Source organism: Streptococcus mitis, assembly GCF_009496285.1.
GTDB classification, from domain to species: Bacteria; Bacillota; Bacilli; order Lactobacillales; family Streptococcaceae; genus Streptococcus; species Streptococcus mitis_BP.
The window spans coordinates 1-25927 of record NZ_WIJK01000001.1; the positions used below are offsets into that span (position 1 = coordinate 1).

20 protein-coding genes and 1 tRNA gene are annotated in these 25927 nt (G+C 41.8%); 5 read left to right on the top strand and 16 right to left on the bottom strand.

The genetic code is table 11. From position 1 onward, the window contains the following. Positions 1-202: 202 nt before the first annotated feature. The 9 genes from GEZ89_RS00005 to GEZ89_RS00045 form a co-directional block, all read right to left on the bottom strand. Positions 203-274, bottom strand: a tRNA-Glu gene (locus tag GEZ89_RS00005). A 79-nt stretch (positions 275-353) separates the two neighbouring features. Further along, positions 354-812 carry a sigma-70 family RNA polymerase sigma factor gene (locus GEZ89_RS00010; protein WP_153224516.1) on the bottom strand — a complete coding sequence of 153 codons (459 nt, stop codon included), beginning with the start codon at positions 810-812 and terminating at the stop codon, positions 354-356. 202 nt (positions 813-1014) lie between these two features. Beyond that, positions 1015-1626: a 30S ribosomal protein S4 gene (rpsD, locus tag GEZ89_RS00015; protein WP_000092756.1), complete on the bottom strand. Its 612-nt coding sequence runs from the start codon at positions 1624-1626 to the stop codon at positions 1015-1017. Positions 1627-1820: 194 nt separating this feature from the next. Further along, entirely contained in the window at positions 1821-2873 is a 1053-nt protein-coding gene (locus tag GEZ89_RS00020) for a HAMP domain-containing sensor histidine kinase (protein ID WP_153224517.1), read from the bottom strand. Beyond that, on the bottom strand, positions 2873-3568 hold the full coding sequence (locus GEZ89_RS00025) for a response regulator transcription factor (RefSeq protein ID WP_153224518.1): 696 nt from the start codon (positions 3566-3568) through the stop codon (positions 2873-2875). Before GEZ89_RS00025 ends, GEZ89_RS00020 begins: the two co-directional genes overlap by 1 nt. A gap of 123 nt (positions 3569-3691) precedes the next feature. Beyond that, entirely contained in the window at positions 3692-7141 is a 3450-nt protein-coding gene (locus GEZ89_RS00030) for an SSURE domain-containing protein (protein WP_153224519.1), read from the bottom strand. Between the two features lie 156 nt (positions 7142-7297). After that, positions 7298-7963: a potassium channel family protein gene (locus GEZ89_RS00035; RefSeq protein WP_049528967.1), complete on the bottom strand. Its 666-nt coding sequence runs from the start codon at positions 7961-7963 to the stop codon at positions 7298-7300. Between the two features lie 13 nt (positions 7964-7976). Next, complete coding sequence (locus tag GEZ89_RS00040) at positions 7977-9356, bottom strand: TrkH family potassium uptake protein (protein ID WP_153224520.1); 1380 nt, start codon at positions 9354-9356, stop codon at positions 7977-7979. Between the two features lie 33 nt (positions 9357-9389). Continuing rightward, on the bottom strand, positions 9390-10154 hold the full coding sequence (locus GEZ89_RS00045; RefSeq protein WP_153224521.1) for a nucleoside phosphorylase: 765 nt from the start codon (positions 10152-10154) through the stop codon (positions 9390-9392). 192 nt (positions 10155-10346) lie between these two features. Between GEZ89_RS00045 and GEZ89_RS00050 the strand changes: the two genes are divergently transcribed. The 3 genes from GEZ89_RS00050 to GEZ89_RS00060 all read left to right on the top strand — a co-directional run bounded on the left by GEZ89_RS00050 (position 10347) and on the right by GEZ89_RS00060 (position 11749). Further along, positions 10347-10799: a DUF3290 family protein gene (locus tag GEZ89_RS00050; RefSeq protein ID WP_153224522.1), complete on the top strand. Its 453-nt coding sequence runs from the start codon at positions 10347-10349 to the stop codon at positions 10797-10799. Further along, positions 10796-11428: a DUF421 domain-containing protein gene (locus GEZ89_RS00055; protein WP_153224523.1), complete on the top strand. Its 633-nt coding sequence runs from the start codon at positions 10796-10798 to the stop codon at positions 11426-11428. The genes GEZ89_RS00050 and GEZ89_RS00055 overlap by 4 nt, the downstream gene beginning before the upstream one ends. A 117-nt stretch (positions 11429-11545) precedes the next feature. Then, the gene (locus GEZ89_RS00060; RefSeq protein WP_000020982.1) at positions 11546-11749 is read left to right on the top strand and encodes a CsbD family protein; all 204 of its coding nucleotides are present in this window, start codon (positions 11546-11548) and stop codon (positions 11747-11749) included. A gap of 162 nt (positions 11750-11911) precedes the next feature. On the opposite strand, the gene GEZ89_RS00065 is transcribed toward GEZ89_RS00060, so the two are convergent. The 4 genes from GEZ89_RS00065 to GEZ89_RS00080 all read right to left on the bottom strand — a co-directional run bounded on the left by GEZ89_RS00065 (position 11912) and on the right by GEZ89_RS00080 (position 15729). Next, on the bottom strand, positions 11912-12535 hold the full coding sequence (locus GEZ89_RS00065) for a TetR/AcrR family transcriptional regulator (RefSeq protein ID WP_049530157.1): 624 nt from the start codon (positions 12533-12535) through the stop codon (positions 11912-11914). Between the two features lie 39 nt (positions 12536-12574). After that, positions 12575-13657: an ABC transporter permease gene (locus GEZ89_RS00070; RefSeq protein WP_006154045.1), complete on the bottom strand. Its 1083-nt coding sequence runs from the start codon at positions 13655-13657 to the stop codon at positions 12575-12577. 1 nt (position 13658) lies between these two features. Continuing rightward, positions 13659-14375 carry an ABC transporter ATP-binding protein gene (locus tag GEZ89_RS00075; RefSeq protein WP_042759577.1) on the bottom strand — a complete coding sequence of 239 codons (717 nt, stop codon included), beginning with the start codon at positions 14373-14375 and terminating at the stop codon, positions 13659-13661. A 133-nt stretch (positions 14376-14508) separates the two neighbouring features. After that, positions 14509-15729, bottom strand: coding sequence for a carbohydrate-binding domain-containing protein (locus GEZ89_RS00080; RefSeq protein ID WP_074324964.1), 1221 nt, complete (start codon positions 15727-15729; stop codon positions 14509-14511). 206 nt (positions 15730-15935) lie between these two features. On the opposite strand from GEZ89_RS00080, the gene GEZ89_RS00085 reads away from it, so the two are divergent. Together GEZ89_RS00085 and GEZ89_RS00090 are read left to right on the top strand one after the other, a co-directional pair. After that, complete coding sequence (locus tag GEZ89_RS00085) at positions 15936-16712, top strand: polyphosphate polymerase domain-containing protein (RefSeq protein ID WP_153224524.1); 777 nt, start codon at positions 15936-15938, stop codon at positions 16710-16712. Beyond that, the gene (locus GEZ89_RS00090) at positions 16705-17388 is read left to right on the top strand and encodes a DUF4956 domain-containing protein (protein WP_045762619.1); all 684 of its coding nucleotides are present in this window, start codon (positions 16705-16707) and stop codon (positions 17386-17388) included. The genes GEZ89_RS00085 and GEZ89_RS00090 overlap by 8 nt, the downstream gene beginning before the upstream one ends. A 136-nt stretch (positions 17389-17524) precedes the next feature. On the opposite strand, the gene GEZ89_RS00095 is transcribed toward GEZ89_RS00090, so the two are convergent. The 3 genes from GEZ89_RS00095 to GEZ89_RS00105 form a co-directional block, all read right to left on the bottom strand. Next, positions 17525-18088: a sugar O-acetyltransferase gene (locus GEZ89_RS00095; RefSeq protein ID WP_153224525.1), complete on the bottom strand. Its 564-nt coding sequence runs from the start codon at positions 18086-18088 to the stop codon at positions 17525-17527. A gap of 515 nt (positions 18089-18603) precedes the next feature. Further along, positions 18604-22266, bottom strand: coding sequence for a DNA-directed RNA polymerase subunit beta' (gene rpoC / locus GEZ89_RS00100; RefSeq protein WP_322741458.1), 3663 nt, complete (start codon positions 22264-22266; stop codon positions 18604-18606). A 32-nt stretch (positions 22267-22298) separates the two neighbouring features. After that, positions 22299-25901, bottom strand: a complete 3603-nt coding sequence (locus GEZ89_RS00105; RefSeq protein ID WP_153224526.1) for a DNA-directed RNA polymerase subunit beta — start codon at positions 25899-25901, stop codon at positions 22299-22301. Positions 25902-25927 lie beyond the last annotated feature (26 nt).

Here is a 25927-nt window from a genome sequence, read left to right on the forward strand (position 1 = left end):
TGTTTTTTTCATTGTTCAGTACTACAACCTTAGTTGTAGTGCCCTGCACATTGGTTCGTCTTGTTCAGTTTTCAAAGGTCTTTGTCACTCACTTCTCTCAAGTGACAACTATATTAGTATATCACAGTCGCTTTCGCTTGTCAACACTTTTTTGAAACTTTTTTTAATTTTTTTCATCCAGTGTTTCATCTGCTTCATACTATAGTCCGTACGGGATTCGAACCCGTGTTACCGCCGTGAAAAGGCGGTGTCTTAACCCCTTGACCAACGGACCGGAGTTGTTATTTTCAACTCTTACTATTATACCGACTTTTCTTACTTTGTCAACACCTTTTTTGAACTTTTTTTCAATTCTACTGAATTACTTCCTTCAGCTCTCTGAGAAGGGCTTTGCGGCCTTTAAATCGTTCGTCTGCCCAGAGGCGTTCATAGGCTTCTTGCTTATCTTGTGGTAACTTTCTTCTATAACTATCCAGCAATTCATGAAGGGCGTAGTAATCATCCAACCACAATCCTCCTTCTGGTAGGCGTTGGCTAATCTCTCCTACTTCTTCATAGGCCATACGGTCCAGGCGACGTTTTTGACTCTCTTGTTTTCTGACGCTATCAAGGATTCGATTGCGGAATTTTGTTTTGAAGTAGACGTAGAGTTTCTTTTCCTCTTCCACTAATTCTGGATGGGCCTCGAGGAGTTCATAGAGACAGATCAGTCCTTCTTGGTCCCAATCCTCTTTTTCCCACAGGTGGAGATAGTAATCTTTTCGGCATCTATGGACAATACCTTTTACCTTCTCATAATACTTTTCAAGCATTTGCTTTCCCCCTTTCTCTGCTTGTAGTATAGCAGAGAAAGAGGGAAAGAAGGACTTTGATTTCTGTCTTGTGTTTTTGAGTCTGTAATGTTATTGATTATAAGTTTGTAATTCACATAAAGCTGGCTAGTTGTCATAATCTAATTTTCAGACAAAGCAAAAAGCCCACTGTTGTAGGCTTTCTGTATCATATATCTTAAAATTAAAGCATTTTGTTGTAGAATTCAACGACAAGTGCTTCGTTGATTTCTGGGTTGATTTCGTCGCGTTCTGGCAAGCGAGTCAATGAGCCTTCCAATTTTTCAGCGTCGAATGATACGAATGCTGGACGTCCAAGAGTAGCTTCTACTGCTTCAAGGATAGCTGGAACTTTCAATGATTTTTCACGAACTGAGATCACTTGACCTGGAGTTACACGGTATGATGGGATATCAACGCGTTTTCCGTCAACAAGGATGTGACCGTGGTTTACGAATTGACGAGCTTGACGACGAGTAGTCGCAAGACCAAGACGGTAAACAACGTTATCCAAACGACGTTCCAAAAGAAGCATGAAGTTGAAACCTAGGATTCCGCCTTTGATTTTTGTAGCTTGTACGAACAAGTTACGGAATTGTTTTTCACCTACACCGTAAGTGAAACGAAGTTTTTGTTTTTCAGCCAATTGCAAACCGTATTCTGACAATTTAGAACGGTTGTTTGGTCCGTGTTGTCCTGGTACGTAGTTACGACGTGCCAATTCTTTACCTGTACCTGTAAGTGAAAGGCCAAGGCGACGAGCTTGTTTCCAAGATGGTCCTGTATAACGTGACATGTGTATGTCCTCCTGATATAAATAATATTTCGGTGGAAATAGTCACTTAGAAAGCCCTGATTCGTGCAGATGCCCTTCGCCTAAACAGCCAAGGTTACTTATCATAAGACACCTGTTGACGAGCTTCATGCTTTCCTGCTGATATTTCGCACAAAATCCATTTTACCATGAATGGCTGGATTTGTAAAGGGGTTTTAGGCTTTATTTTCATTGCCAGAGAGGTTAAGAAGGAGGGTAAAGGTGCTTCCTAGACCGTACTGGCTGCTGACTGTGATTTCTCCACCCAATTGATGAGCCAATTCACGCGCAATCGCAAGTCCTAAGCCATGACCACCTGTCTTCATGTTACGCGAAGTTTCTACACGATAAAGGCGTTTGAAAATATTCTCCAAATCCTCTGGGGCAATCCCCTGCCCCTCATCGGTCACACTGATTGAAAGCTGGTTCTTCTCCAGCTTAGCCACCACTTCCAGCTTGGTTCCTGGAGCAGAATATTTAAAAGCGTTATTGACCAGATTCACCAAGATACGAGAAAGCTTGGCATAATCTCCTTCAATCCTAGCAGACTCTGGAATTACCTGCAAGTGGACATCTCGCTCCTCCTGCTCAATCAAGAACTGAAACTCACTCATACACTCAATCAAGAGCTGATCCAGAAAAATGCTGTCTTTACTAGTTGTCTCTGCCCGATTTCTAGCTGTGTTTAGAGTCAAAAAATTTAACTCTTCAACCAGTTTATTAAGCCTTTCCGTCTGACGCCCAATGGTTGCTAGATAATGCTCCTGTTCTCCTTCCTTAATAACCCCATCCAAAATCCCTTCCACTGTCGCTTGAATCGAAGTAATGGGAGTCTTGATATCATGCGATAGCTGGGCAATCATCAAGCCCTTTTCTCGTTCGCTTTCTTCCAAGGAATCAAAGGTCGCCTGCAAATCATGGGACATTTCATTGAAAGCTTGGCCTAATTGCTGAAATTCTACAGGTCCTTGAACCTCCAGATTTGAAGGAAAATCCTTGTCCGCTACTCGCTTGGCATGCTCCTTGAGTTTGCCCAACGACGTAAATACCGGCGACAGGAGAAAGAGACTAATCCCAGCACCGACCAGGCTGGCAACGATGGTCATTCCAAGCAAAAAGTAAATCTCGCTTTTCGCAATCAGCATTTTTTGAACAGCCCAAAAAACCACGATAATCGTTAGGAGTGTTGAAGTGACATACCCCACTAAAATATAACTTTTTAATTTCATTAACTACCTCGTGCTTTCTCAATTTTGTAGCCCAAGCCCCAGACAGTTTTGATAGTAGGCGTTTCTGCACTGGCATGTTTAGCCAACTCCTGTCGAAGAGCATGAATATGAACATTCAAGGTATTGGTATCATCCACATAGTCTTCTTGCCAGACCTTTTCATAGAGGTCTGTCTTAGAGAAAACCCGCTCTGGATTACTAGCTAAAAGCCATAGAAGTTCGAAGGATTTGACTGTCAAATCAAGCGCCACACCTCCAACTTGAACCTTATGGCTACCGTGATTCATCCGTAAATCCCCGAGACTGACGACCTCTGTCTCACCTCCACGATGAAGGCGACGTAAGATATTGTGGACACGCAAAACCAGCTCACGAGGGCTAAAGGGCTTGGCAATAAAGTCATCTGCCCCCAAGCTCAGACCATAAATCTTGTCCTGCTCGCTGGTCTTAGCCGTAATAAAGAGAAAAGGCTGATCCGGATATTGATACTGGACCTCACTAATCAAATCATAACCATCCATCCGAGGCATCATGATATCTGTAATAATCAAATCAATCGCTTTTCGCTTGAAGATTTCCAAGGCCTCTACTCCATCATGAGCCACCAAAACCTGATAGCCCGCCTGAACCAGATAGCGTTGATGAATATCTGTGATTTCTACCTCGTCGTCAACGAGTAAAATTGTCTTTCCCATCTGTCTCTCCTTTGAAAAAAACAGTGCTATACTACAATAGTATAACACTATTTTAATCGCTTTACGAACATTCTAATCGCTATCTGAATTTTTCAAATCCTAGATAGAAAATCTGTAGCTAGACTAGTCATTTTCCTCTTTTTTAGATTTCAAACCTAGTCCACCTAGCAGTCCGGCCAAGGCGAGTCCAAAGAAACCAAGAGTAGCCATTGAGGTTTGGGCTTCACCAGTATATGGAAGCATGTCTTTTTGCTCTTTCATCTGATCAGCCATCATTGGACTTGACACCTTGTTATTAGATGCCATCTTGCCTTCATCAGGCATTTTGCTTGAAGTTGCTGTGACTTGGTCTTGCTTCATACTTGAAGTTGCCATTGGCTGGCTAGCATTCATGGTTTTGTCCTGCTCTTTGTTAGGCATCATCTTATCCTGACTAGTAGCTGGCATTTGAGATTTCATCGGATTGAGAGACTTATACCCATTCAAGTTTACTGTCAAATCCTTAGTCGCTACAAGATTGTTCAAATCAGCCTTACCGTCTTTAGCACCGTACACCTTGATAGTAGCTTTATAACTTTGAGTGCCGTTTTGTTTCAAGAAATCAAGAAGCTCTTTGTCTGATTTGCCTTGAGTACCTGCCAAATCCACTTCATAGAAGTAGAGACCTTTGCCCAATTTTTCTACTGGTGGAAGAGCAGGATTTTTAGCTGAACCATTGTCGGACCATGGAGCCTTGTCTGAGGCTTTCAAGATAAGGCGAGTCAACATACCATCACCAGCGAAGAATTCGTATGGGATTACTTGGTTAACACCGGCTGTGAATGGACCTGGGAAGTTAGCTTTATCCAAGTAAGTGGCTGGGACGTCTACTATGTCTTTTGTATTGTCGGCTACGCCTTTTTGCACTTCAGTTGGAGTAGTCAAGCCGTTCAAGTTGATATCCAAATCCTTAGTCGCTACGAGGTTGCTCAAGTCTGCCTTGCCATCTTTAGCACCGTACACCTTGATGATAGCTTTATAACTTTGAGTTCCGTTTTGTTTCAAAAGGTCAAGAAGCTCTTTATCTGATTTACCTTGAGTACCGGCCAAGTCCACTTCGTAGAAGTAAAGACCTTTCCCCAATTTCTCTACTGGTGGAAGAGCAGGGTTTTTAGCTGAACCGTTATCTGACCATGGAGCTTTGTCAGATGCTTTCAAGATAAGGCGAGTCAACATACCGTCACCAGCGAAGAATTCATATGGGATGACTTGGTTGACACCGGCTGTGAATGGGCCAGGGAAATTCGCTTTATCCAAGTAAGTGGCTGGGACATCTACTATGTCTTTGGTATTGTCGGCTACGCCTTTTTGCACTTCAGCTGGAGAAGTCAAGCCATTCAAGTTTACTGTCAAATCCTTAGTCGCTACAAGGTTGTTCAAATCAGCCTTACCGTCTTTAGCACCGTACACCTTGATAGTAGCTTTATAACTTTGAGTGCCGTTTTGTTTCAAGAAATCAAGAAGCTCTTTGTCTGATTTGCCTTGAGTACCTGCCAAATCCACTTCATAGAAGTAGAGACCTTTGCCCAATTTTTCTACTGGTGGAAGAGCAGGATTTTTAGCTGAACCATTGTCGGACCATGGAGCCTTGTCTGAGGCTTTCAAGATAAGGCGAGTCAACATACCATCACCAGCGAAGAATTCGTATGGGATTACTTGGTTAACACCGGCTGTGAATGGACCTGGGAAGTTAGCTTTATCCAAGTAAGTGGCTGGGACGTCTACTATGTCTTTTGTATTGTCGGCTACGCCTTTTTGCACTTCAGTTGGAGTAGTCAAGCCGTTCAAGTTGATATCCAAATCCTTAGTCGCTACGAGGTTGCTCAAGTCTGCCTTGCCATCTTTAGCACCGTACACCTTGATGATAGCTTTATAACTTTGAGTTCCGTTTTGTTTCAAAAGGTCAAGAAGCTCTTTATCTGATTTACCTTGAGTACCGGCCAAGTCCACTTCGTAGAAGTAAAGACCTTTCCCCAATTTCTCTACTGGTGGAAGAGCGGGGTTTTTAGCTGAACCGTTGTCTGACCATGGGGCCTTGTCAGTAGCTTTCAAGATAAGGCGGGTCAACATACCATCACCTGCGAAGAATTCGTATGGAATAACTTGATTGACACCGGCTGTGAATGGACCTGGGAAGTTGGCTTTGTCCAAGTAAGTTGCTGGGACATCTACTGTGTCTTTGGTATTGTCTGCCACACCTTTTCGAACTTCAGCTGGAGTAGTCAAACCATTCAAGTTGACATCCAAATCCTTAGTCGCTACTAGATTACTCAAATCAGCCTTGCCGTCTTTCGAACCGTACACTTTGATAGTTGCTTTATAGCTTTGCGTACCATTTTGTTTTAAGAGGTCTAGAAGCTCTTTATCTGATTTACCTTGGGTACCTGCCAAATCCACTTCATAGAAGTAAAGGCCTTTGCCCAATTTCTCTACTGGTGGAAGAGCGGGGTTTTTAGCTGAACCGTTGTCTGACCATGGGGCCTTGTCAGTAGCTTTCAAGATAAGGCGGGTCAACATACCATCACCTGCGAAGAATTCGTATGGAATAACTTGATTGACACCGGCTGTGAATGGACCTGGGAAGTTGGCTTTGTCCAAGTAAGTTGCTGGGACATCTACTGTGTCTTTGGTATTGTCTGCCACACCTTTTCGAACTTCAGCTGGAGTAGTCAAACCATTCAAGTTGACATCCAAATCCTTAGTCGCTACTAGATTACTCAAATCAGCCTTGCCGTCTTTCGAACCGTACACTTTAATAGTAGCTTTATAGCTTTGAGTGCCGTTTTGTTTTAACAAGTCAAGCAGCTCTTTATCTGATTTACCTTGAGTGCCGGCCAAATCCACTTCATAGAAGTAAAGGCCTTTGCCCAAGTTTTCTACTGGTGGAAGGGCGGGATTTTTAGCTGAACCGTTGTCTGACCATGGGGCCTTGTCTGAGGCTTTCAAGATAAGACGAGTCAACATTCCGTCTCCGGCGAAGAATTCATATGGAATGACTTGGTTGACACCTGCTGTGAATGGGCCAGGGAAGTTGGCCTTGTCCAAGTAAGTAGCTGGGACATCTACTGTGTCTTTGGTGTTTTCAGCCACACCTTTTTGAACTTCAGCTGGGGTGGTTGCTGATTGAGCTTCACTTGCCGCAGGTTTAACCGCATCTTCTGTTTGTTTCTTAGATTCTGGTCGGGCTTGCACTTCTTCTTTGGGTGCTACCACTTGGTCTTTAGCAGTCACATCCGCTTTTTCTGGAGAGCTTGTCGTATCCACACTTGCTTTAGGTGTTGGAGCAGACTGTTCTGAAGAAAGATCTACATCGACTGCTTTTTTGAGAACCTCTGCTGGTAAGTCGCTCTTTTCACTCACCGAAGTAGCGTCTGGCACGACTTGGGCAGGAGTCGGATTGACGACATCAGCACGTGCAGAACTTGGTTGACCGACTAGGACAAAGAAGCCACTAGCCACAACAACTGAAGCAACACCTACACTGAGGCGGCGAATAGACCAACGAGTATATCTCTGATTTGGATTGAATTTCATAGGATTCTCCTTAGAGTTTTCTTTTTTTGATAGCTCTAGTATAATCTCCTAAAATTAAAAAGGATTAAGAAAAAGTTAAAATTTTTCTTAAATCCCTCTTATAAAATACTTATATTGACTCAATAGTCGTTGAAAAAAAGAATAGTCATTCCTCTTCTACTCACTAAGGCTTGCTAGGGTATCCAAATATTGGTTATTTATCACCGCCATGATATAGGTATCCGGTTTTAATAAATCATTTGGTCCAAACTGTACATCTAAGGGAGCATTTTCGTAGTCACGAAAACCGAGGATATTGAGATTGTATCGTCCTCGAAGGTCTAGTTGACTTAGACTCTTACCTGACCACGATTGTGGAATTTTCATCTCGACAATTGAGACATTCTTGTCCAACTGAAAGACATCTACACTGTTATTAAAGAGAATCGTCTGTGCCAACGAACGACCCATCTCAAACTCTGGTGAAATGACTGAGTCTGCACCGATTTTTTCAAGGACTTTTTTTGCTGTATGGCTTTTAACCTTAGCAATAACAGTCGGTACCCCTAGACTCTTGCAATGCATGACTGCAAGAACACTAGACTCTAGATTTTCACCAGTTGCGACGACTACGGTATCGCAGGTATCAATTCCAGCTGATAGCAAGAGCTCTTCATCGGTGATATCTCCAACAACACCACGCACCAAGACTGGTTCAAATTGATTGATTCGTTCCTCATGGTTGTCAATAGCGATAATATTTATATCATGCTTGGCGAGAGCAGCCAGAACACTACTCCCAAAAATACCCAAGCCTAAAATTCCGATTGTCCGATCTGACATAGTTTATCCTTTCTTATCCTATGGTAATATCCGCTTTCATATAGTGGATCATATCTTTCTTATCTGGTCGATACTCAGCCAAACTAACTAATAGCGTCAGAGGTCCGATTCGCCCAATAAACATCAGTAGCATGATGACACTAAGCGCTAGCTTACCTAACTCTGGTGTCAAATTAGCTGTTACTCCAACCGTGGCAAGCGCTGAAATAGTTTCAAACATAATGTAGATAAAGCGCTGATTTCCTTCTGCTGTTATTCCTAGTAAAATCAAGCCAACCAGAAAAGTCAATAAGAAAACAATAAACACACTGAATGATTTTTGGACTGTTCGAGGTTCAATCGTTCTCCGAGCTATATTTGCATGAGGTAACCCTAAAAGTTCACTGCGTGCGAATACCAACAAGACAAAGAAGGTTGTGATTTTTAGTCCCCCTGCTGTACCGCCAGGTGACCCACCCAGAAACATCTGCAAAATATAGATCATCAAGGTAACAGGTCTAGTCTGAGTAAAATCAATAGAAGCAAATCCTGCCGTCCGCATGCTGACAGTTTGGAAGAAACTAACCAGCAATTTATCTGGGAAGCTGAGATTGCCAATCGTTCCCGAATTGTTCCACTCTATCAAGAGGGTTGAAACTGTTCCAGCAAATAAAATCCCCGCTGTTAAGAAGAGGACTAGCTTAGTATGGAAACGAAGACGACGCTTTTTCTTCTTTCCTAACTGGGTAGCTAGATCAAACCAGACCATGAAACCTAGGCCACCTGTAATAATCAATCCTGCAATCACTAAATTAATCAAAGGATCAGTTTGAAAAGCTACTAAACTTGTACTTCCAAAATTATCAAAACCAGCATTACAGAAAGCTGAAATAGCTACGAAAATGGAAGTAAAAATTCCCCGTCCCCAACCAAACTCGGGGACAAAACGAAAACTTAGCAGAAAGGCTCCGAAGCCTTCTACTAGAAAAGTCGTCACGAAGATGGAACGTAGAAAATCCCTCAGAGACTGGGTTTCTTCGAAGCTAAAGCTCTCCAAAATCGTTTCTCGACCTCGAAGACTGAGTTTTTGCTTGCCCTGGATATAGAAAATTCCGATAAAAGTCATGAGACCCAAACCACCAATCTGAATCAAGAACATACAGATCAGCTGCCCCCAGACATTGTAGGTCGAAGCGACAGGTAAGGTAAAAAGTCCTGTCACACAGACCATGGATACTGCTGTAAAGAGATGGTCGAAATAGGTCGCTTGGGAGCTTGTTGCTTGCACAAATGGCAGACTCAAAAGGAGAGAGCCTGCGAAAATAACTAAAGCAAAACTTAAAAAAATTCGACGAGCAGGTGATAAACGCCCCAAGGTCATGTTTATTTTTTCCGAAAATGATTTGAATAACATAGCTACATTGTACCACAAAATCAGTTAAAGCTGTCACATATGACTAACGATTTCAAGACAGAGTTCCAAGGCCTTGTCAAAAGCTTCCGAACCCCAATCGCGGCTATCATAATTTTCTAAATCGGCTAAAGAATCTGCGGTAAAGAGCAACTCTCCCCAGACAACCCCACGTAGCTGGGCTACTGCCGCAAGAGCGGAGCACTCCATCTCCACAACTGCACAGCCTTCTTCCTTGCGATAGGCAACTTTTTCAGCTGTTTCTCGGTAAAAACCATCTGTCGACCAAGTCATAACCTCTTCATAAGGAATGCCTAGTTGTTCCAAGACTTGTTCGATAGCAGAAATTGCTTGAACATGCACATCCATATAACGAGAAGGTGGTGCATAATGGTAACTAGTTCCTTCATCACGCAGGGCTCGTACTGGAACCAGAAAGGCATTTTCTTCTATATTCGTTAACACGCCACAAGTACCAGTAGAGATGATTTTCTCCACACCGTAACCAATCAACCAATCCATAAACTGGGCCGCAGGGGCAGAACCAACAGGAGCCTGGGCCAGACAAACTTCCTCACCCTTGTAACTCATGACATAAACGGGGTAGGTCTTAGTGGCAGACACAAACTCCCCAACGCACTCCGCCCCTACTTCCTGAGCAAAGCGGTCAATCTCCTCCTCCAAAAATGCATAGATGCACTTCTTTGGCAACTGTAAATCTAATCCTTCGTGATTTGGCATGATGACTGCCTGAGGATTATCATCAAACTCTAAAATAGGAATGGCATGTTTTTGAATCATAGGGCACCTCCTCTAAATTTTTACTATTGTATCAAAAACAGAAAGAAAGTCAAGGTCGAGTCGAAGTTCAATTCAGAAAAATTGAATTTAAATAGGAAACAACAATTAAATGCTTTTTTCGTCATAATAAAATTGCTATAGCTTAGAAATTATCTTATAATAGATTGAATTAAAAAAAAGTGAGGGAGTTTTATGAAATTCTATTCCTATGACTATGTGCTCAGTCAGATTAGTCAACAGAATTGGGTCATGATTATTGTGTCGACGCTCTTAGTGATTGTGACTGGATTCTTTGCATTTAAGGCTTTTCAAGATAAGAGAGGGAGTAAGTTCCGTGAATTATCGCTCATTTCTATTTTGACGTTAATTGCTTTTGTATTGATTAGCATTACGAATCTTCAAAACAACCAATCCAATGATAATCAATTTCGTAGTTCCTTGCACTTCATCGAAATTGTATCAAAAGAGTTAGGTGTTGATAAGAAAAATGTTTATGTCAACACATCAGCAGTGACTGATGGGGCGATTATTAAAGTAGGTGACAATTTTTATCGTGCCATTAGCGGGACTGACCAAGATAGCTATTTATTAGAAAAAATGGAACTCTATAAATCAGATGTTGAACTCGTGGAGGTTGAAAAATGATAAGCTTTTTTGCTACGATTGCAATTAAATTGGCTTTGGGGCTTCTTTCTCTTGTTTTTGTTATTAACGTAACAGGTAAAGGAAATCTAGCACCAAGTTCTGCAGTGGACCAAATCCAGAACTTTGTTCTCGGGGGTATTATCGGTGGGGTTATCTACAATAGTTCTATTACCATCATCCAATACATTGTTATCCTCATTATTTGGACTATTCTCATTTTACTCCTTAAATGGTTGAATACCAATATTTCCTTTTTCAAACACTTAATTGACGGGAAACCTACTATTATCATTAAAAATGGTAAATTAGATCCAGAAGCCTGTCGCTCAAAAGGTCTTGCAGCCGCAGATGTAGCTCTTAAATTGCGCTCTCAAGGAATCTTCCAACTGAAGGATGTCAAGAGAGCTGTGATTGAGCAAAATGGACAGCTGATTGTCGTAAGAATGGGCGATGAAAATCCTAAGTATCCAATTATTACCGACGGTGTTGTCCAAGTTGAAATCCTAGAAACCATTGGCAAATCCGAGGAGTGGCTAACTGAGAAATTGAAAGAAGAAGGTTTCGAAGAAGTCTCAAATATCTTTATCGCTGAATATGATAAAGGTCATTTGAATGTTGTAACCTATTAAAAAAATAAACTGATGCTTTTCGTATCAGTTTTTTGCTTTTTTGCATAAAAGGGTATATACTTAAATTAATATCTGATGTAATTTAGATAATACAAAAAATTAACGGAGGTATCCCCCATGTCAATCGAAGAAAAATTCAACCAAGCTAAAGGTTCTGTCAAAGAAGGTTTTGGTAAACTAACTGGCGATACAAAAACTCAAGCAGAAGGAGCTGCAGAAAAGGTAGCTTCAAAAGCTAAAGAAGTTGCTGAAGATGCAAAAGAAGCTGTCGAAGGTGCAGTATCTGGCGTAAAAAACATCTTTAAAAAAGACGGAGAATAATTCTTTCTCGTCCTAATAACATAAGAAACTCTTATTCCAAGCTGTTAATATGCTAGGGATAAGAGTTTTTTCTTTAAATTATTATGTTTTTTAATATTAGAAAATACTTCTTATGATGTGTTGCTCAACCTAAAGCAAAAAGAACTAATTCCTATACTCCTCCTATTTCCACAAACCACCTAAGATTTGTTTTTCCAATAAGCCTAAGTCCTCTTCACTAATTTCGACATTGTCACCAATGATATATAGTTGAGAGAAGTAAGCTAACAATGGACCTATACAGATGCGAACCATTTGAGGAATCGTTATCTCTGGATTTACACGTGGATCTGCTAGCAATTCCTTATGAAGCACTCGAAGTTTATCTTGAATAGCATTCCAGATAAAAATCTGTTCATTTTTTAGTTTTTTATTTGAAAAACTCTCTTGTAGAATGATTTTCATCAAGGCACGATTTTTTTTGAGATAGCTCATACGATTATGGACGAGATAACGAACCCTCTCTTCTGTCGTTTCAAAAGCTAAGAGTTCCTCAAAAAAACTACCGAGAATGCCTGGGACTACAGGATGTAAAATAGCCGTCAGTAAATCATCCTTCGTCTTAAAATACTTAAACAAAGTTGCCTGGCTTAGTCCAGCACGCTCAGCTATGTGAAGAGTTGAGGTCCCATGGTAACTCCTGGTTGATATGAGATCCACTGCTGCCTGCATGATTTTTTTCTTTCCTTGAGGGTAATTCGCTTCTTCTAAGTAATCTTCAAACGATTCAAAAACAGTCTTATCCATCCAATCTTCACACCTTTTTAGCATTATTTATGTTGATTTCTAAACTTTACGATAACGACGCAATCCAACAATATTGAGAATTGTTAAAATGATCAAGAAAATCATTAAAACACCAAGATTTGACAAAATATCACCAAGATTGTGTCCGTAAAGAATAATCTGGCTTATTGCATCACCAGAATAGGTTAATGGCAAAAATTTCCCCACAGTTGGAGCCCATTCTCCCATGGATGACAATGGAATAATTCCTGAGAAAAAAAGTTGGGGCATAATCACGAGAGGAATAAATTGCATCATTTGGAATTCTGATTTTGCTAGAGTAGACAAGAGAATTCCAAAAGCTAGTGCTACAAGAGCCAGTACCACATTAACTATTATAACATTTAAAATATTTCCTACAACTTCTACATCTAGTAGCCAAATTGCTGCTAAAACGACAACTGCCGTTTGAAAAATCGCAATAATACCGTAAGACAACATATAGCCATAGACGATTTCAGAACGTTTCACTGGGGTTGCTAACAAGCGATCCAAGGTTCCACTTGTTCGCTCTTTCAACAGTGCCATACCAGAAATCAAAAAGACAAAGAAGAAGACCACAAAGCCAATTAAAATTGGAATCATACGTGCAAAGAATCCAGTATTTTTATCTCCATATTGGTAAGATTCTTTGATTTCAGGCGCCTTTTCATCTAATTTCAATTGTGGAAGAGCTTGTTTGACACGAGATAATAACTGATCGGTGCCTTCATTGACGATACTTGTTCGTAACACTTGTCGTGTCATAGTTGTTTTAGAAGCATCCGTATTTGCGTAGTCGACCTGATACTCACCATCTTTATACGATATGACTGCATCTACTTTCTCGTCAGCTAGAGCTTTTTTAGCCTGATCTAAGTCTTGATAAGTCTCGACGTCCACATGATCGAGCTCATCCATTTTTGTTACCAAACCAGTTGGTAGATCTTGTGTCGCTAACTTGACATTCACGGTTGTACTAGCTGAAAACATGAGGTTCATCAGCCACATAATAAATACCGGCGCTACAAACATCATAGCCAAGGTTCGTTTGTCACGAAGCAATTCTTTGATAACTTTTTTAGCAATAGCAATGGTTCTCATCTTACTCTCCTTCTGCTTTCAAAAAGACTTCTTCAATACTTGAAACTTGATAACTATCTTTTAAGTGTTGCGGTGTATCAAAAGCAATGATTTTTCCACCTAATAATAAGCCGACCTTATCCGTTAACTCTGCTTCATCCATAACATGGGTAGTAACTAATATCCCTACCCCATTGTCTCTAAGCGCGAATAATTCTTTCCAGATTTTCTTTCGAAGAGAAGGGTCGATTCCAACTGTCGGTTCGTCCAAAATCAAGAGCTGAGGATTCCCCAGAAGCGCGACGGCTAAAGACAAGCGTCGCTTCATTCCTCCAGAATAACCGGATACCGTTTTATTCAAATGCTCTGTCAGATCCACAACTTGAGCCACATGGGCAATTTCAGCTGTCAGATCTCTTTTGGATAGCCCTTTTAGCTGACCAAAAAATTCTAGATTTTCTTGACCTGACAAGGCCTCATAAAGAGCATCAGACTGAGCCATATAGCCAATATCACCTAAAATATGACGATTTGGCATAGTATGGTCCAAGACTAAAGCGATACCGCTATCCGCCTTTTCCATTCCTAGCATGGTTTTAATCATAGTTGATTTACCAGCACCTGATGGACCGATTAGACCAATGATTTCTCCAGGCTTTAAATCAAAACCAACGTGATCTAAGACCATTTGACGACCAAAAGATTTTTCTAAATCTTTTAAATGTAACAATTTTTTCATTTGAATCCTCTCAGGTGAGTGTTTACTCACTTTTTAATCATGAGACTATTATAGTGAGTGAACGCTCACTTGTCAAGTAGAAAGTAGAAAATTGAAAAAAAATCTCCCTTCTCTTTCGAGAAAGGAGATTTTTTTATGGTCGTCCACCAGGGCCTCCATTTCCTTGAGGTCCACCTCCACCAGGTATCGAATTGACAATCTCAGTCTGTTTTTCACCATTGAAATAGATGTCTCCGCCTGTGTGAGTCGCTGTTCCATCAAAGTCAAAACCAGTTTGACCAGTCATTTTGATGGTTCCTCCCGTAACAGTAATGTTACCATTTGAGTCAATTGGATCCGTGTCCCCTTGACCAACTTCAACCGTCAAGTTCCCACCATTCATAGTGAAGAAAATTTCACTTTGTTGAGCATTTTTGTTGGCTGCATTGACACCATCATCCGTTGAATAGATGGCGATATCTCCACCGTTGATAGTAATTGACTTACCTTCAAGCCCTTCTGTAGAATTCTTAACGGTATAGGTACCACTATCAATAACCAAATCACCTGATGCGTGGATACCATCATCTCCAGCAGTAACAGTGATGGTATTGTCAGAGAGATACATGGTTCCTACAGATGTGTCCTCATCATTGTCGACCTTAACTCCGTCTTCCTTGGCATCGATAGTCATAGTTGTGCCGGTAATGTTGAGTTCATCATTAACATTAAAGGCATCCCCGACTGCTGTGATGTTGTAGCTTCCACCTGTGATGTGAAGTGTATCATTTGCCTTGATACCATTGTTTTTCTTACCATCTACATTGAGAGTTCCTTTACCGTTGATGGTCAAGTCCACTTTAGAGAAGAGCGCTGCATCCGCTTTTTCGTCACTATTAGTTGCTGAATCTGATAGGCTATTAGTTGTGCCATCTGCTAGAGTTAGGTAAACATGACCGGCTGATGTTGCAGATATAGCAGCATTGGTATTGGTCATGGTCACACCCTTTAGAACAATATGTACATCATCAGTCTTTTCGGCTTCAATCTTGATTTGAACTCCGTCGGATTGACCAGATATGACATAGGTTCCTGCCTTGGAGATTGTAACGGTAGATCCTGATACGGCAACTCCATCACCTGATACCTTCGCTGTTGATTCTGACAAGGTTACAGTTGCTGCTGTCTTTTCATCATAAGAAGTATCATAGTCCTTGTCTGTAAAATAGCTAGTTTTCTTAGCTTCTGTAGTTGATGTCGTTTTCGTTGTCGCAGTATTGCTAGCTGTTGTATTTGAAGTTGACTGGGTACATGCTGTTACCAGTGCTAGAGTTGTTATACTTGTTAATAGGAATGTCCATTTTTTTGCTTTCATGCTCGTTTCCTCGTCTTTCATTTTACATGCTCTTAGTCTACGGGTCTTTCCTAAAAGAAGCCTAAACTTTTTCTGAAAGTTTTCTTAAGTTTAGTTTCAATTAAGTTAAATTTAACAAAAGTTTTAGAAACCCCCTCTAGAATTGTAGACAAGCAAGTTCACCTTGTTTAAAAATAGTATAACTGAAAGAAAGAGGAGAAAGACTTATGAAACCATTAGAAACAACTTTTAAGCGGATTGAAACCAAATATATTATCTCCAAAGATAAACTAGACAAACTGATTCAAGATTTAAAGGAATATCTAGTAGAAGACGACTATCCAATTTCAACTATTTCAAACATCTACTTTGATACGGAAGACTTTGATGTGCTCCAAGATGATGATTTTGGAAATAAGCGAAAAGAAAAGGTTCGGATGCGGACCTATCTCAGTCAACCTAAAGCAGATAGTCAAGTATTTTTAGAAATCAAAACCAAGGACCAAGAAGGAGTTGGTCGCAAGTTTAGACTACTCTCAACTCCTACTTCTATCCTTAATTTTATGACCAAAGGGCACTTGGATGCTAGCATTACTGATACAGTCGTCATTGAAAAAGTGAAAAAGCTTCATCAGGATTACAAGCAAGCAATCCAGCCTCGTATGTACATCTACTACGATCGTTATTCATTAAAAGAAAAAAAATACATCGAGGGCTACGACTATAATAAAATTCGTATCACAATTGACCAAAATCTAATCTATAGAGATGAAAATGTCAGTCTCTTCGCAGGAAATCAAGGGGCTCCTCTATTGGATGACAATACTGTAATTATGGAGATTAAAGCTCCTGGAAACAAACCTCAGTGGTTACAAGACATCCTAGACAAGTATAGTTTGATGGAGCACAAATTTTCAAAATACAGTTGTGCTTACCACAAATCTCAAGGGCTTCCTTATGCACCACGTCCCAGTATAGAAAGCGCAGGTACCGCTTATGCTTAATCTATTTAACTCAATTTTCAACAACGCCACTGCAAGTGCAGATCCCTTCCAACTACTGCTGGCACTTCTAGTCAGTCTAGTCCTAGGTTTGGCACTTACTTGGACCTACAAATATCGAACCCTCTACACCAGAGAATTTGCTATCAGCTTGACTCTGCTTCCCTGCCTTATGACCTTGGTTATTTTTCTGGTCAATGGGAGCTTGGGTACTTCAATTGCTGTAGCCGGAACCTTTAGTTTGATTCGTTTCCGTTCTGCAACTAGTGGTTCAAGAGAACTGATTGCAATTTTCCTAGCCATGATTATCGGTCTGGCTTGTGGAACAGGCTATCTCTTCCTAGCAATTCTCTTCACGCTCTTTATCTTGGGCGTTTGGTTCCTTTTGGAAAATCAACAAGTCAAAACTGACAATCAACGCCGTAGACTTTTGACAATCACGGTAGCTAATCAGGAGAAGGTACAGGAAGCTATCCAATCAGCTCTTGACCAATTCTGCTCAGAAATTGACATGATTACGATCAATAGCACAAATGCAGGGGACAACCTTAGCATTGTCTATGAAGTCGAGCTAAAAACAGAGGCAGATGATTTCCAAGTGACTAGCTATCTTACACAAAATATTGATCAATGCGATGTGGCATTGACTAAAAAAGCTAAAAAGAGAAAAAATCTCTAAAGACGAAAAACGAGGCTGGGATAAAAATTCCGACCTCGTTTTTTGCTAGCAATAAGTTTTTGACACTGAGACTGGTTAGGCTTTTCGATTCCAAAGAGCTCTTGTGAAAAAGACTTCATTTTCTCTATCTCAACCTTTAATTTCCTTTGACTGGAATCTCTTTGATAACTCGCGCTGGATTTCCTGCTAGAACTACATTGTCACCAAAGGATTTTGTAATGACCGCTCCTGCTCCTGCAACGACATTATCCCCTAAAGTAACACCCGGTAGGACAATGACACCACCACCTGCCCAAAAGTTCTTACCAATCGTGATGGGTTTGCCAAATTCTAGTCCTGAGTTTCGTTCGTCGGGGTCCAGCGGGTGAAGGGGTGTTAAAAATTGACAGTTGGGACCAATCATAGCATTGTCACCGATGGTTATAGGACAAACATCTAGCATAGTTAAATTCCAATTGGAATAGAAATTTTCTCCCAGATGAATATTGACCCCGTAATCTACCATCAAGCGAGTGTTGATGTAGAGATTTTCACCAGTAGAACCAAACCATCCTTTGATGATTTCCATACCTTTTACTGGATCGACTTCTTCATTAAAAGCTGCTTGCTTTTGTCGCGCTGTTTGTGCTAGAAAACGGAGGTCTGGGTCGAATGGGTGATAGGGTTCCCCCGCGATCATTTTTTGATATTCAGTTTTCATATCTTGATGTCCTTGTTTTTTATACTCAATGAAAATCAAAGAGCAAACTAGGAAGAGAGCCGCAGGCTGTACTTGAGTACGGCAAGGTGAAGCTGACGTGGTTTGAATTTGATTTTCGAAGAGTATTAGATGATTGTAGCATAGTTTTAAATCTAGAGCAAGTTATAGTGAAATGAAATAGAATCTGAACAAATTTACCAGAGTAGTTAAGTCAATTTCTAGCATTTTTTAGAATTCACAGTGTACCGTTTTGTATAGTGGATTGAAATAAGATATGAACAGAGAGATTAGGAAAGTCAAACTAATTTCTAGAAATATTTTTAGCAGTTGTAGTGTACTATTCTAGATTCAATCCACTATAAAACACAAGCCTAACCTTAAATAAAAAAAGCGAGCAAAGCTAGTTTTCTGACAATCAGAATTCTGCCTTGTTCGCTTTTTTATCTAGTGGATCCTTCTTAAGAATCTATCGTGAATGATTAATCTTTTCATTTCAGACCTTAAGCAACACCTACTTATTCGCTTACTTCAACAGTTTCAACGACTTCTTCTACAGTCGTATCTACTGAAGTTTCTTCTTGAGAAGATGCTAGGTAAGACTCTTCATTGATAGCTTGTGGTTCAAGGTTACGGTAACGTGCCATACCTGTACCAGCTGGGATGATCTTACCGATGATAACATTTTCTTTAAGTCCAAGGAGATGGTCTTTCTTACCACGGATAGCCGCGTCAGTAAGGACACGAGTTGTTTCCTGGAAGGAAGCCGCTGACAAGAAACTGTTGGTTTCAAGTGAGGCTTTTGTAATTCCCATAAGGACAGGGCGACCTGTCGCTGGAACTCCACCTGCGATAAGGACATCTTTGTTGGCATCTGTAAAGTCATTGATATCCATGAGGGTACCCATGAGAAGGTCTGTATCTCCTGGATCCATGACACGGACTTTACGGATCATTTGACGAACCATTACCTCAATGTGTTTGTCACCGATTTCTACCCCTTGGCTACGGTAAACTTTTTGTACTTCACCGAGAAGGTAGGTTTCAACTGACAAGACATCACGTACAGCAAGGAGACGTTTTGGTTGGATAGAACCTTCTGTCAATGCTGCACCACGAGAAACTTGATCGCCGACTTCAACACGCATACGAGCTGTAAACGGAACGACATATTCACCTTCGCCAGTTTCACCCTTAACAAAGACTTTCTTAGTACGAGTTGATGCATCTTCTTCAATAGCTGTAACTTGTCCTTTAACCTCTGTGATAACCGCTTCCCCTTTAGGATTGCGGGCTTCAAAGATTTCTTGGACACGAGGAAGACCCTGAGTGATATCGGTATTTGAGGCAACCCCACCCGTGTGGAAGGTACGCATTGTAAGCTGTGTACCAGGTTCCCCGATAGATTGGGCAGCGATTGTACCAACTGCTTCACCAACTTCAACCGCATCACCAGTCGCCAAGTTGATACCATAACAGTGACGGCAGACACCGTGACGAGTGTTACATGTAAATACAGAGCGGATAGTCACTTCTTCCACACCAGCGTTGACAATTTCACGCGCCTTGTCTTCTGTAATCAGCTCATTTGGACCGATAATAACTACACCAGTTTCTGGATGTTTAACAGTTTTCTTAGTGTAACGACCATTGAGACGTTCTTCGAGAGATTCGATCATCTCTTTTCCTTCTGCGATAGAACGGATCAAGAGACCACGGTCTGTTCCACAGTCATCCTCACGGATGATAACGTCTTGGGCAACGTCAACCAAACGACGAGTCAAGTAACCTGAGTCGGCTGTCTTAAGGGCCGTATCAGTCATACCTTTACGGGCACCGTGAGTTGAGAAGAACATTTCCAATACCGACAAACCTTCGCGGAAGTTTGAAAGGATTGGCAATTCCATGATACGTCCGTTCGGAGCCGCCATCAGACCACGCATACCGGCAAGCTGTGAGAAGTTTGAGATGTTACCACGGGCTCCAGAGTCCATCATCATAACGATTGGGTTCTTAGGATCTTGGTTGGCAATCAAGCGTTTCTCCAATTTTTCACGGGCAGCACGCCATTCAGCTGTAACGGCATTGTAACGCTCGTCGTCTGTGATCATACCACGACGGAATTGTTTTGTGATTTGTTCTACACGTTTGTGTGATTCTTCGATGATTTCAGCCTTGTCTTCAACAACTGGGATATCGGCAATACCCACTGTCAATCCTGCAAGAGTTGAGTGGTGGTAACCGAGGTTCTTCATACGGTCAAGTAGGGCAGAAGTTTCTGTCGTACGGAAACGTTTGAAGATTTCAGCGATGATATTTCCAAGGTTTTTCTTCTTGAATGGAGGGTTAAGCTCAAGTTTGCTGATAGCTTCCTTGATATCTCCACCTAGTGGCAAGAAGTATTTATCTGGAACACCTTCTGTCAAGTTAGCATTATTTGGCTCTTGCAAGTAAGGTAGACCTTCTGGCATGATATCGTTGAAGAGGATCTTACCAACAGTTGTAAGCAAGACTTTATGTTTTTGCTCTTCTGTCCATGGTTTGTTAAGGCTGTCTGTTGCGATACCTACACGTGAGTGAAGGTGAACATAACCATTGCGGTAAGCCATGACAGCTTCGTCACGGTCTTTGAAGACCATTCCTTCACCTTCACGACCAGCTTCTTCCATAGTCAAGTAGTAGTTACCCAAAACCATGTCCTGAGATGGAGTAACAACTGGTTTACCATCTTTCGGGTTCAAGATATGCTCAGCAGCGAGCATCAAGATACGAGCTTCTGCTTGGGCTTCTTCTGAAAGCGGTACGTGAATGGCCATTTGGTCCCCGTCAAAGTCGGCATTGTAGGCTTCACAGACAAGCGGGTGCAAGCGAAGGGCCTTACCATCAATCAAGACTGGCTCGAAGGCTTGGATACCCAAACGGTGAAGGGTCGGTGCGCGGTTAAGAAGTACTGGGTGTTCTTTGATCACTTCTTCAAGGATATCCCAGATACGCTCATCTCCGCGTTCGACCAAGCGTTTAGCAGCTTTGACGTTTTGCACGATATCACGTGCAACGATTTCACGCATCACAAATGGTTTAAAGAGCTCGATCGCCATTTCACGTGGCACACCACACTGGTACATCTTAAGAGTTGGACCAACGGCGATAACGGAACGTCCTGAGAAGTCCACACGTTTACCGAGCAAGTTTTGACGGAAGCGTCCTTGTTTACCTTTGAGCATGTGGCTCAATGATTTAAGTGGACGACTACCTGGTCCTGTAATTGGACGACCACGACGACCATTGTCAATCAAAGCGTCAACCGCTTCTTGAAGCATACGCTTCTCATTTTGAACGATGATACCTGGTGCGTTCAACTCAAGCAAACGAGCCAAACGGTTGTTACGGTTGATAACACGACGGTAAAGGTCGTTCAAGTCAGATGAGGCAAAACGGCCACCATCCAACTGCAACATTGGACGAAGATCTGGTGGAATAACCGGAAGGATGTTAAGAATCATCCATTCAGGTTTATTTCCAGACTTGTAAAAGGCATCCAAAACATCCAAACGACGGATGGCTTTGATACGTTTTTGTCCAGTTGCTGTCTTCAATTCTTCTTTGAGTTCAGCAATTTCTTTTTCAAGATCTACTTGTTTCAAGAGGTCTTGGATAGCTTCGGCACCCATTTTAGCAACGAATGATCCGTAGCCATATTCACGCAAGCGCTCACGATATTCACGCTCTGTCATGATAGATTTGTGCTCAAGTGGTGTATCCTTTGGATCAATCACCACGTAAGCAGCAAAGTAGATTACTTCCTCGAGGGCACGAGGGCTCATATCAAGGGTCAAGCCCATACGGCTTGGAATTCCCTTGAAATACCAGATATGAGATACAGGAGCTTTCAACTCGATGTGTCCCATACGTTCACGACGAACTTTTGTACGCGTTACTTCAACACCACAACGGTCACAAACAATCCCTCTGTAACGAATACGTTTGTACTTACCACAAGCACATTCCCAGTCTTTTGTAGGACCAAAGATGACTTCGTCGAATAGTCCTTCACGTTCTGGTTTCAACGTACGGTAATTGATTGTTTCAGGTTTTTTGACTTCTCCATAAGACCATGAACGGACTTTACTTGGAGAAGCTAGTGTGATTTGCATACTTTTAAAACGATTTACGTCAACCACTATTTCTTCCCTTTCTATTCTAAGTGAGCTACTTATTCTTGTTCAGTAGCTTCTTCTGTTGCTTCCGCTTTTGCACCTTCTTCAGCTTCAAAAGCAGCTTTTGCTTCTTCAGCAGCTTTTTTACGTGCTTTTTCAAGGTCATCTACGTGGATGACATCTTCGTCCATGCCCTCGTCAAGATCACGAAGTTCAACTTCTTGATCATCTTCGTCAAGGACACGCATGTCAAGACCAAGTGATTGCAATTCTTTAACAAGAACTCGGAAGGATTCTGGAACACCTGGTTTTGGAATTGGTTTTCCTTTTGTAATAGCTTCATAGGCTTTCAAACGTCCGTTGATATCGTCAGACTTGTAAGTCAAGATTTCTTGAAGGACATTTGATGCACCATAGGCTTCAAGCGCCCAAACCTCCATCTCACCGAAACGTTGTCCACCAAACTGAGCTTTACCTCCGAGTGGTTGTTGGGTAACGGTTGAGTATGGTCCGACTGAACGAGCGTGCAATTTATCATCAACCATGTGGTGGAGTTTGATCATGTACATGACTCCAACTGACACACGGTTATCAAATGGTTCACCAGTACGTCCATCGTAAAGGATCGTCTTGGCATCGCTATCCATACCTGCTTCTTTAACAGTTGACCAAAGATCTTCTGAACTTGCTCCGTCAAAGACTGGTGTTGCGATGTGAATACCAAGGGTGCGAGCTGCCATACCAAGGTGGAGCTCCATAACCTGACCGATATTCATACGTGATGGCACCCCAAGTGGGTTCAACATGATGTCGACTGGAGTTCCGTCTGGAAGGTAAGGCATGTCTTCTACAGGAACGATACGAGATACAACCCCTTTGTTTCCGTGACGTCCGGCCATCTTATCTCCGACCTTAATCTTACGTTTTTGAGCGATGTAGACACGAACTAGCATGTTAACGCCTGATTGCAATTCATCACCGTTTGCACGTGTAAAGATCTTAACATCACGAACGACACCATCGGCACCGTGTGGTACACGAAGAGAAGTATCACGAACTTCACGAGACTTGTCTCCGAAGATAGCGTGCAAGAGACGTTCTTCAGCTGAAAGGTCTTTCTCACCCTTAGGTGTTACTTTACCTACAAGGATATCACCTTCTTTAACCTCAGCACCGATACGGATAATACCCATTTCGTCAAGGTCTTTAAGAGCATCTTCACCAACGTTTGGAATTTCACGAGTAATTTCTTCAGGCCCAAGCTTTGTATCGCGCGTTTCTGATTCGTATTCTTCAAGGTGAACAGATGTATAAACATCGTCTTTCACCAAGCGTTCGCTCATGATAACGGCATCCTCGAAGTTGTAACCTTCCCAAGTCATGTAGGCAACGATTGGGTTTTGTCCAAGCGCCATTTCTCCATTTTCCATAGAAGGTCCGTCAGCGATGAAATCGCCTTTTTCAACGACATCGCCAACTTTTACAAGCGTACGTTGGTTATAAGCAGTACCTGAGTTTGAACGACGGAATTTTTGGATGTGGTAAACGTCCAATGAACCATCTTCACGACGAACTTCTACCTTGTCAGCATCTGCGTAAGTAACTTTACCATCATACTGAGCAATAACAGCTGCTCCAGAGTCATGGGCTGCTTGATATTCCATACCAGTACCAACGAATGGTGCTTTAGGGTCAATCAATGGCACAGCCTGACGTTGCATGTTGGCACCCATGAGGGCACGGTTGGAGTCATCGTTTTCCAAGAAAGGAATACATGCTGTCGCAACGGCAACTACCTGTTTTGGAGAAACGTCCATATAATCAACACTTGAAGCTGGGTATTCTTGGTTAACCCCTTGGTGACGTCCCATGACAACTTTTTCAGCAAAAGTGCCATCTGCGTTCAATTTAGAGTTAGCCTGTGCTACTGTGTACTCATCTTCTTCATCAGCAGTCAACCAAACGATTTCGTTAGTTACTTTTCCAGTTTCACGATCAACCTTACGATATGGTGTTTGAATGAAACCATACTTGTTGAGGTGTCCGTATGAAGACAAGTTGTTGATCAAACCGATGTTTGGTCCCTCAGGTGTCTCGATTGGACACATACGACCATAGTGAGTGTAGTGCACGTCACGCACTTCATATCCAGCGCGGTCACGTGTCAAACCACCAGGTCCTAAGGCAGACAAACGACGTTTGTGTGACAACTCAGAAAGCGGGTTGTGTTGGTCCATGAACTGTGACAATTGAGAAGAACCAAAGAATTCTTTGATTGCTGCAGTTACTGGACGGATATTGATAATTTGTTGTGGTGTTAGTACTTCGTTATCTTGAACAGACATACGTTCACGAACGTTACGTTCCATACGTGAAAGTCCAAGACGCACTTGGTTGGCAAGCAATTCACCAACAGCACGGATACGACGATTTCCAAGGTGGTCGATATCATCCACACGACCAATACCTTCAGCCAAGTTGAGGAAGTAGCTCATCTCAGCCAAGATATCTGCAGGCGTTACGATACGAACCTTGTCATCTGGATTTGCATTACCGATGATAGTTACAACACGGTCTGGATCAGTTGGTGCAACAACCTTGAATTTTTGAAGAACGACTGGCTCTGTTACTACAGCAGCATCATTTGGAATGTAGACAATCTTGTTCAAATCGCCATCCAAATGAGTTTCAATGCTCTCAATCACGCTACGAGTCATGATTGTTCCAGCTTCTACCAAGATTTCACCTGTTTCAGGGTCTACCAATGGCTCAGCAATGGTTTGGTTAAGCAAACGTGTTTTAACATTGAGTTTTTTATTAATCTTGTAACGACCAACAGCTGCCAAATCATAGCGACGTGGATCAAAGAAACGTGCTACAAGCAAGCTACGTGAGCTTTCAGCAGTCTTAGGCTCACCTGGACGAAGGCGTTCGTAGATTTCCTTCAAAGCTTCGTCTGTACGAGAGTCCATTGGGTTTTTATGGATATCTTTTTCAACAGTGTTACGAACAAGATCACTATCACCAAAGATATCAAAGATTTCATCATCGCCTGAGAAACCAAGCGCACGAACCAAGGTCGTAAATGGAATCTTACGAGTACGGTCGATACGAGTGTAGGCGATGTCTTTTGAGTCGCTTTCAAGTTCCAACCAAGCTCCACGGTTAGGGATTACAGTTGAACCGTAGCCCACTTTACCATTTTTGTCTACCTTATCATTAAAGTAAACCCCTGGAGAACGAACCAACTGTGATACGATGATACGCTCACCACCATTGATGATGAAGGTACCCATCTCAGTCATGATTGGGAAGTCACCAAAGAAGACTTCCTGTGTCTTGATTTCGCCAGTTTCTTTGTTAATCAAGCGGAAGGTTACAAAGATAGGTGCTGAGTAGCTGGCATCGTGGATACGTGCTTCCTCTAGCGTGTATTTTGGTTCTTTGATTTCATAGCCTACAAACTCCAACTCCATTGTGTCTGTGAAGTTTGAAATTGGCAATACATCTTCAAATACTTCCTTAAGACCGTGATCTAGGAAATCTTTGAATGAATCTGTTTGAATTTCAATCAAATTTGGTAAGTCAAGAACTTCTTTGATTCTTGAAAAACTACGACGGGTACGATGTTTCCCGTATTGAACGTCATGTCCTGCCAAGATGATTCTCCTTTTTAAATAAAGTT

Excerpts from the sequence above, each read along its gene's own strand:
- GEZ89_RS00085 (WP_153224524.1), top strand. The coding sequence starts at position 15,936 with ATGAAACCATTAGAAACAACTTTTAAGCGGATTGAAACCAAATATATT.
- GEZ89_RS00025 (WP_153224518.1), bottom strand. The coding sequence starts at position 3,568 with ATGGGAAAGACAATTTTACTCGTTGACGACGAGGTAGAAATCACAGAT.
- GEZ89_RS00055 (WP_153224523.1), top strand. The coding sequence starts at position 10,796 with ATGATAAGCTTTTTTGCTACGATTGCAATTAAATTGGCTTTGGGGCTT.
- GEZ89_RS00020 (WP_153224517.1), bottom strand. The coding sequence starts at position 2,873 with ATGAAATTAAAAAGTTATATTTTAGTGGGGTATGTCACTTCAACACTC.
- GEZ89_RS00010 (WP_153224516.1), bottom strand. The coding sequence starts at position 812 with ATGCTTGAAAAGTATTATGAGAAGGTAAAAGGTATTGTCCATAGATGC.
- GEZ89_RS00060 (WP_000020982.1), top strand. The coding sequence starts at position 11,546 with ATGTCAATCGAAGAAAAATTCAACCAAGCTAAAGGTTCTGTCAAAGAA.
- GEZ89_RS00065 (WP_049530157.1), bottom strand. The coding sequence starts at position 12,535 with ATGGATAAGACTGTTTTTGAATCGTTTGAAGATTACTTAGAAGAAGCG.
- GEZ89_RS00075 (WP_042759577.1), bottom strand. The coding sequence starts at position 14,375 with ATGAAAAAATTGTTACATTTAAAAGATTTAGAAAAATCTTTTGGTCGT.
- GEZ89_RS00070 (WP_006154045.1), bottom strand. The coding sequence starts at position 13,657 with ATGAGAACCATTGCTATTGCTAAAAAAGTTATCAAAGAATTGCTTCGT.
- GEZ89_RS00050 (WP_153224522.1), top strand. The coding sequence starts at position 10,347 with ATGAAATTCTATTCCTATGACTATGTGCTCAGTCAGATTAGTCAACAG.
- rpsD (WP_000092756.1), bottom strand. The coding sequence starts at position 1,626 with ATGTCACGTTATACAGGACCATCTTGGAAACAAGCTCGTCGCCTTGGC.
- GEZ89_RS00040 (WP_153224520.1), bottom strand. The coding sequence starts at position 9,356 with ATGTTATTCAAATCATTTTCGGAAAAAATAAACATGACCTTGGGGCGT.
- GEZ89_RS00045 (WP_153224521.1), bottom strand. The coding sequence starts at position 10,154 with ATGATTCAAAAACATGCCATTCCTATTTTAGAGTTTGATGATAATCCT.
- GEZ89_RS00030 (WP_153224519.1), bottom strand. The coding sequence starts at position 7,141 with ATGAAATTCAATCCAAATCAGAGATATACTCGTTGGTCTATTCGCCGC.
- GEZ89_RS00095 (WP_153224525.1), bottom strand. The coding sequence starts at position 18,088 with ATGAAAACTGAATATCAAAAAATGATCGCGGGGGAACCCTATCACCCA.
- GEZ89_RS00090 (WP_045762619.1), top strand. The coding sequence starts at position 16,705 with ATGCTTAATCTATTTAACTCAATTTTCAACAACGCCACTGCAAGTGCA.
- GEZ89_RS00035 (WP_049528967.1), bottom strand. The coding sequence starts at position 7,963 with ATGTCAGATCGGACAATCGGAATTTTAGGCTTGGGTATTTTTGGGAGT.
- GEZ89_RS00080 (WP_074324964.1), bottom strand. The coding sequence starts at position 15,729 with ATGAAAGCAAAAAAATGGACATTCCTATTAACAAGTATAACAACTCTA.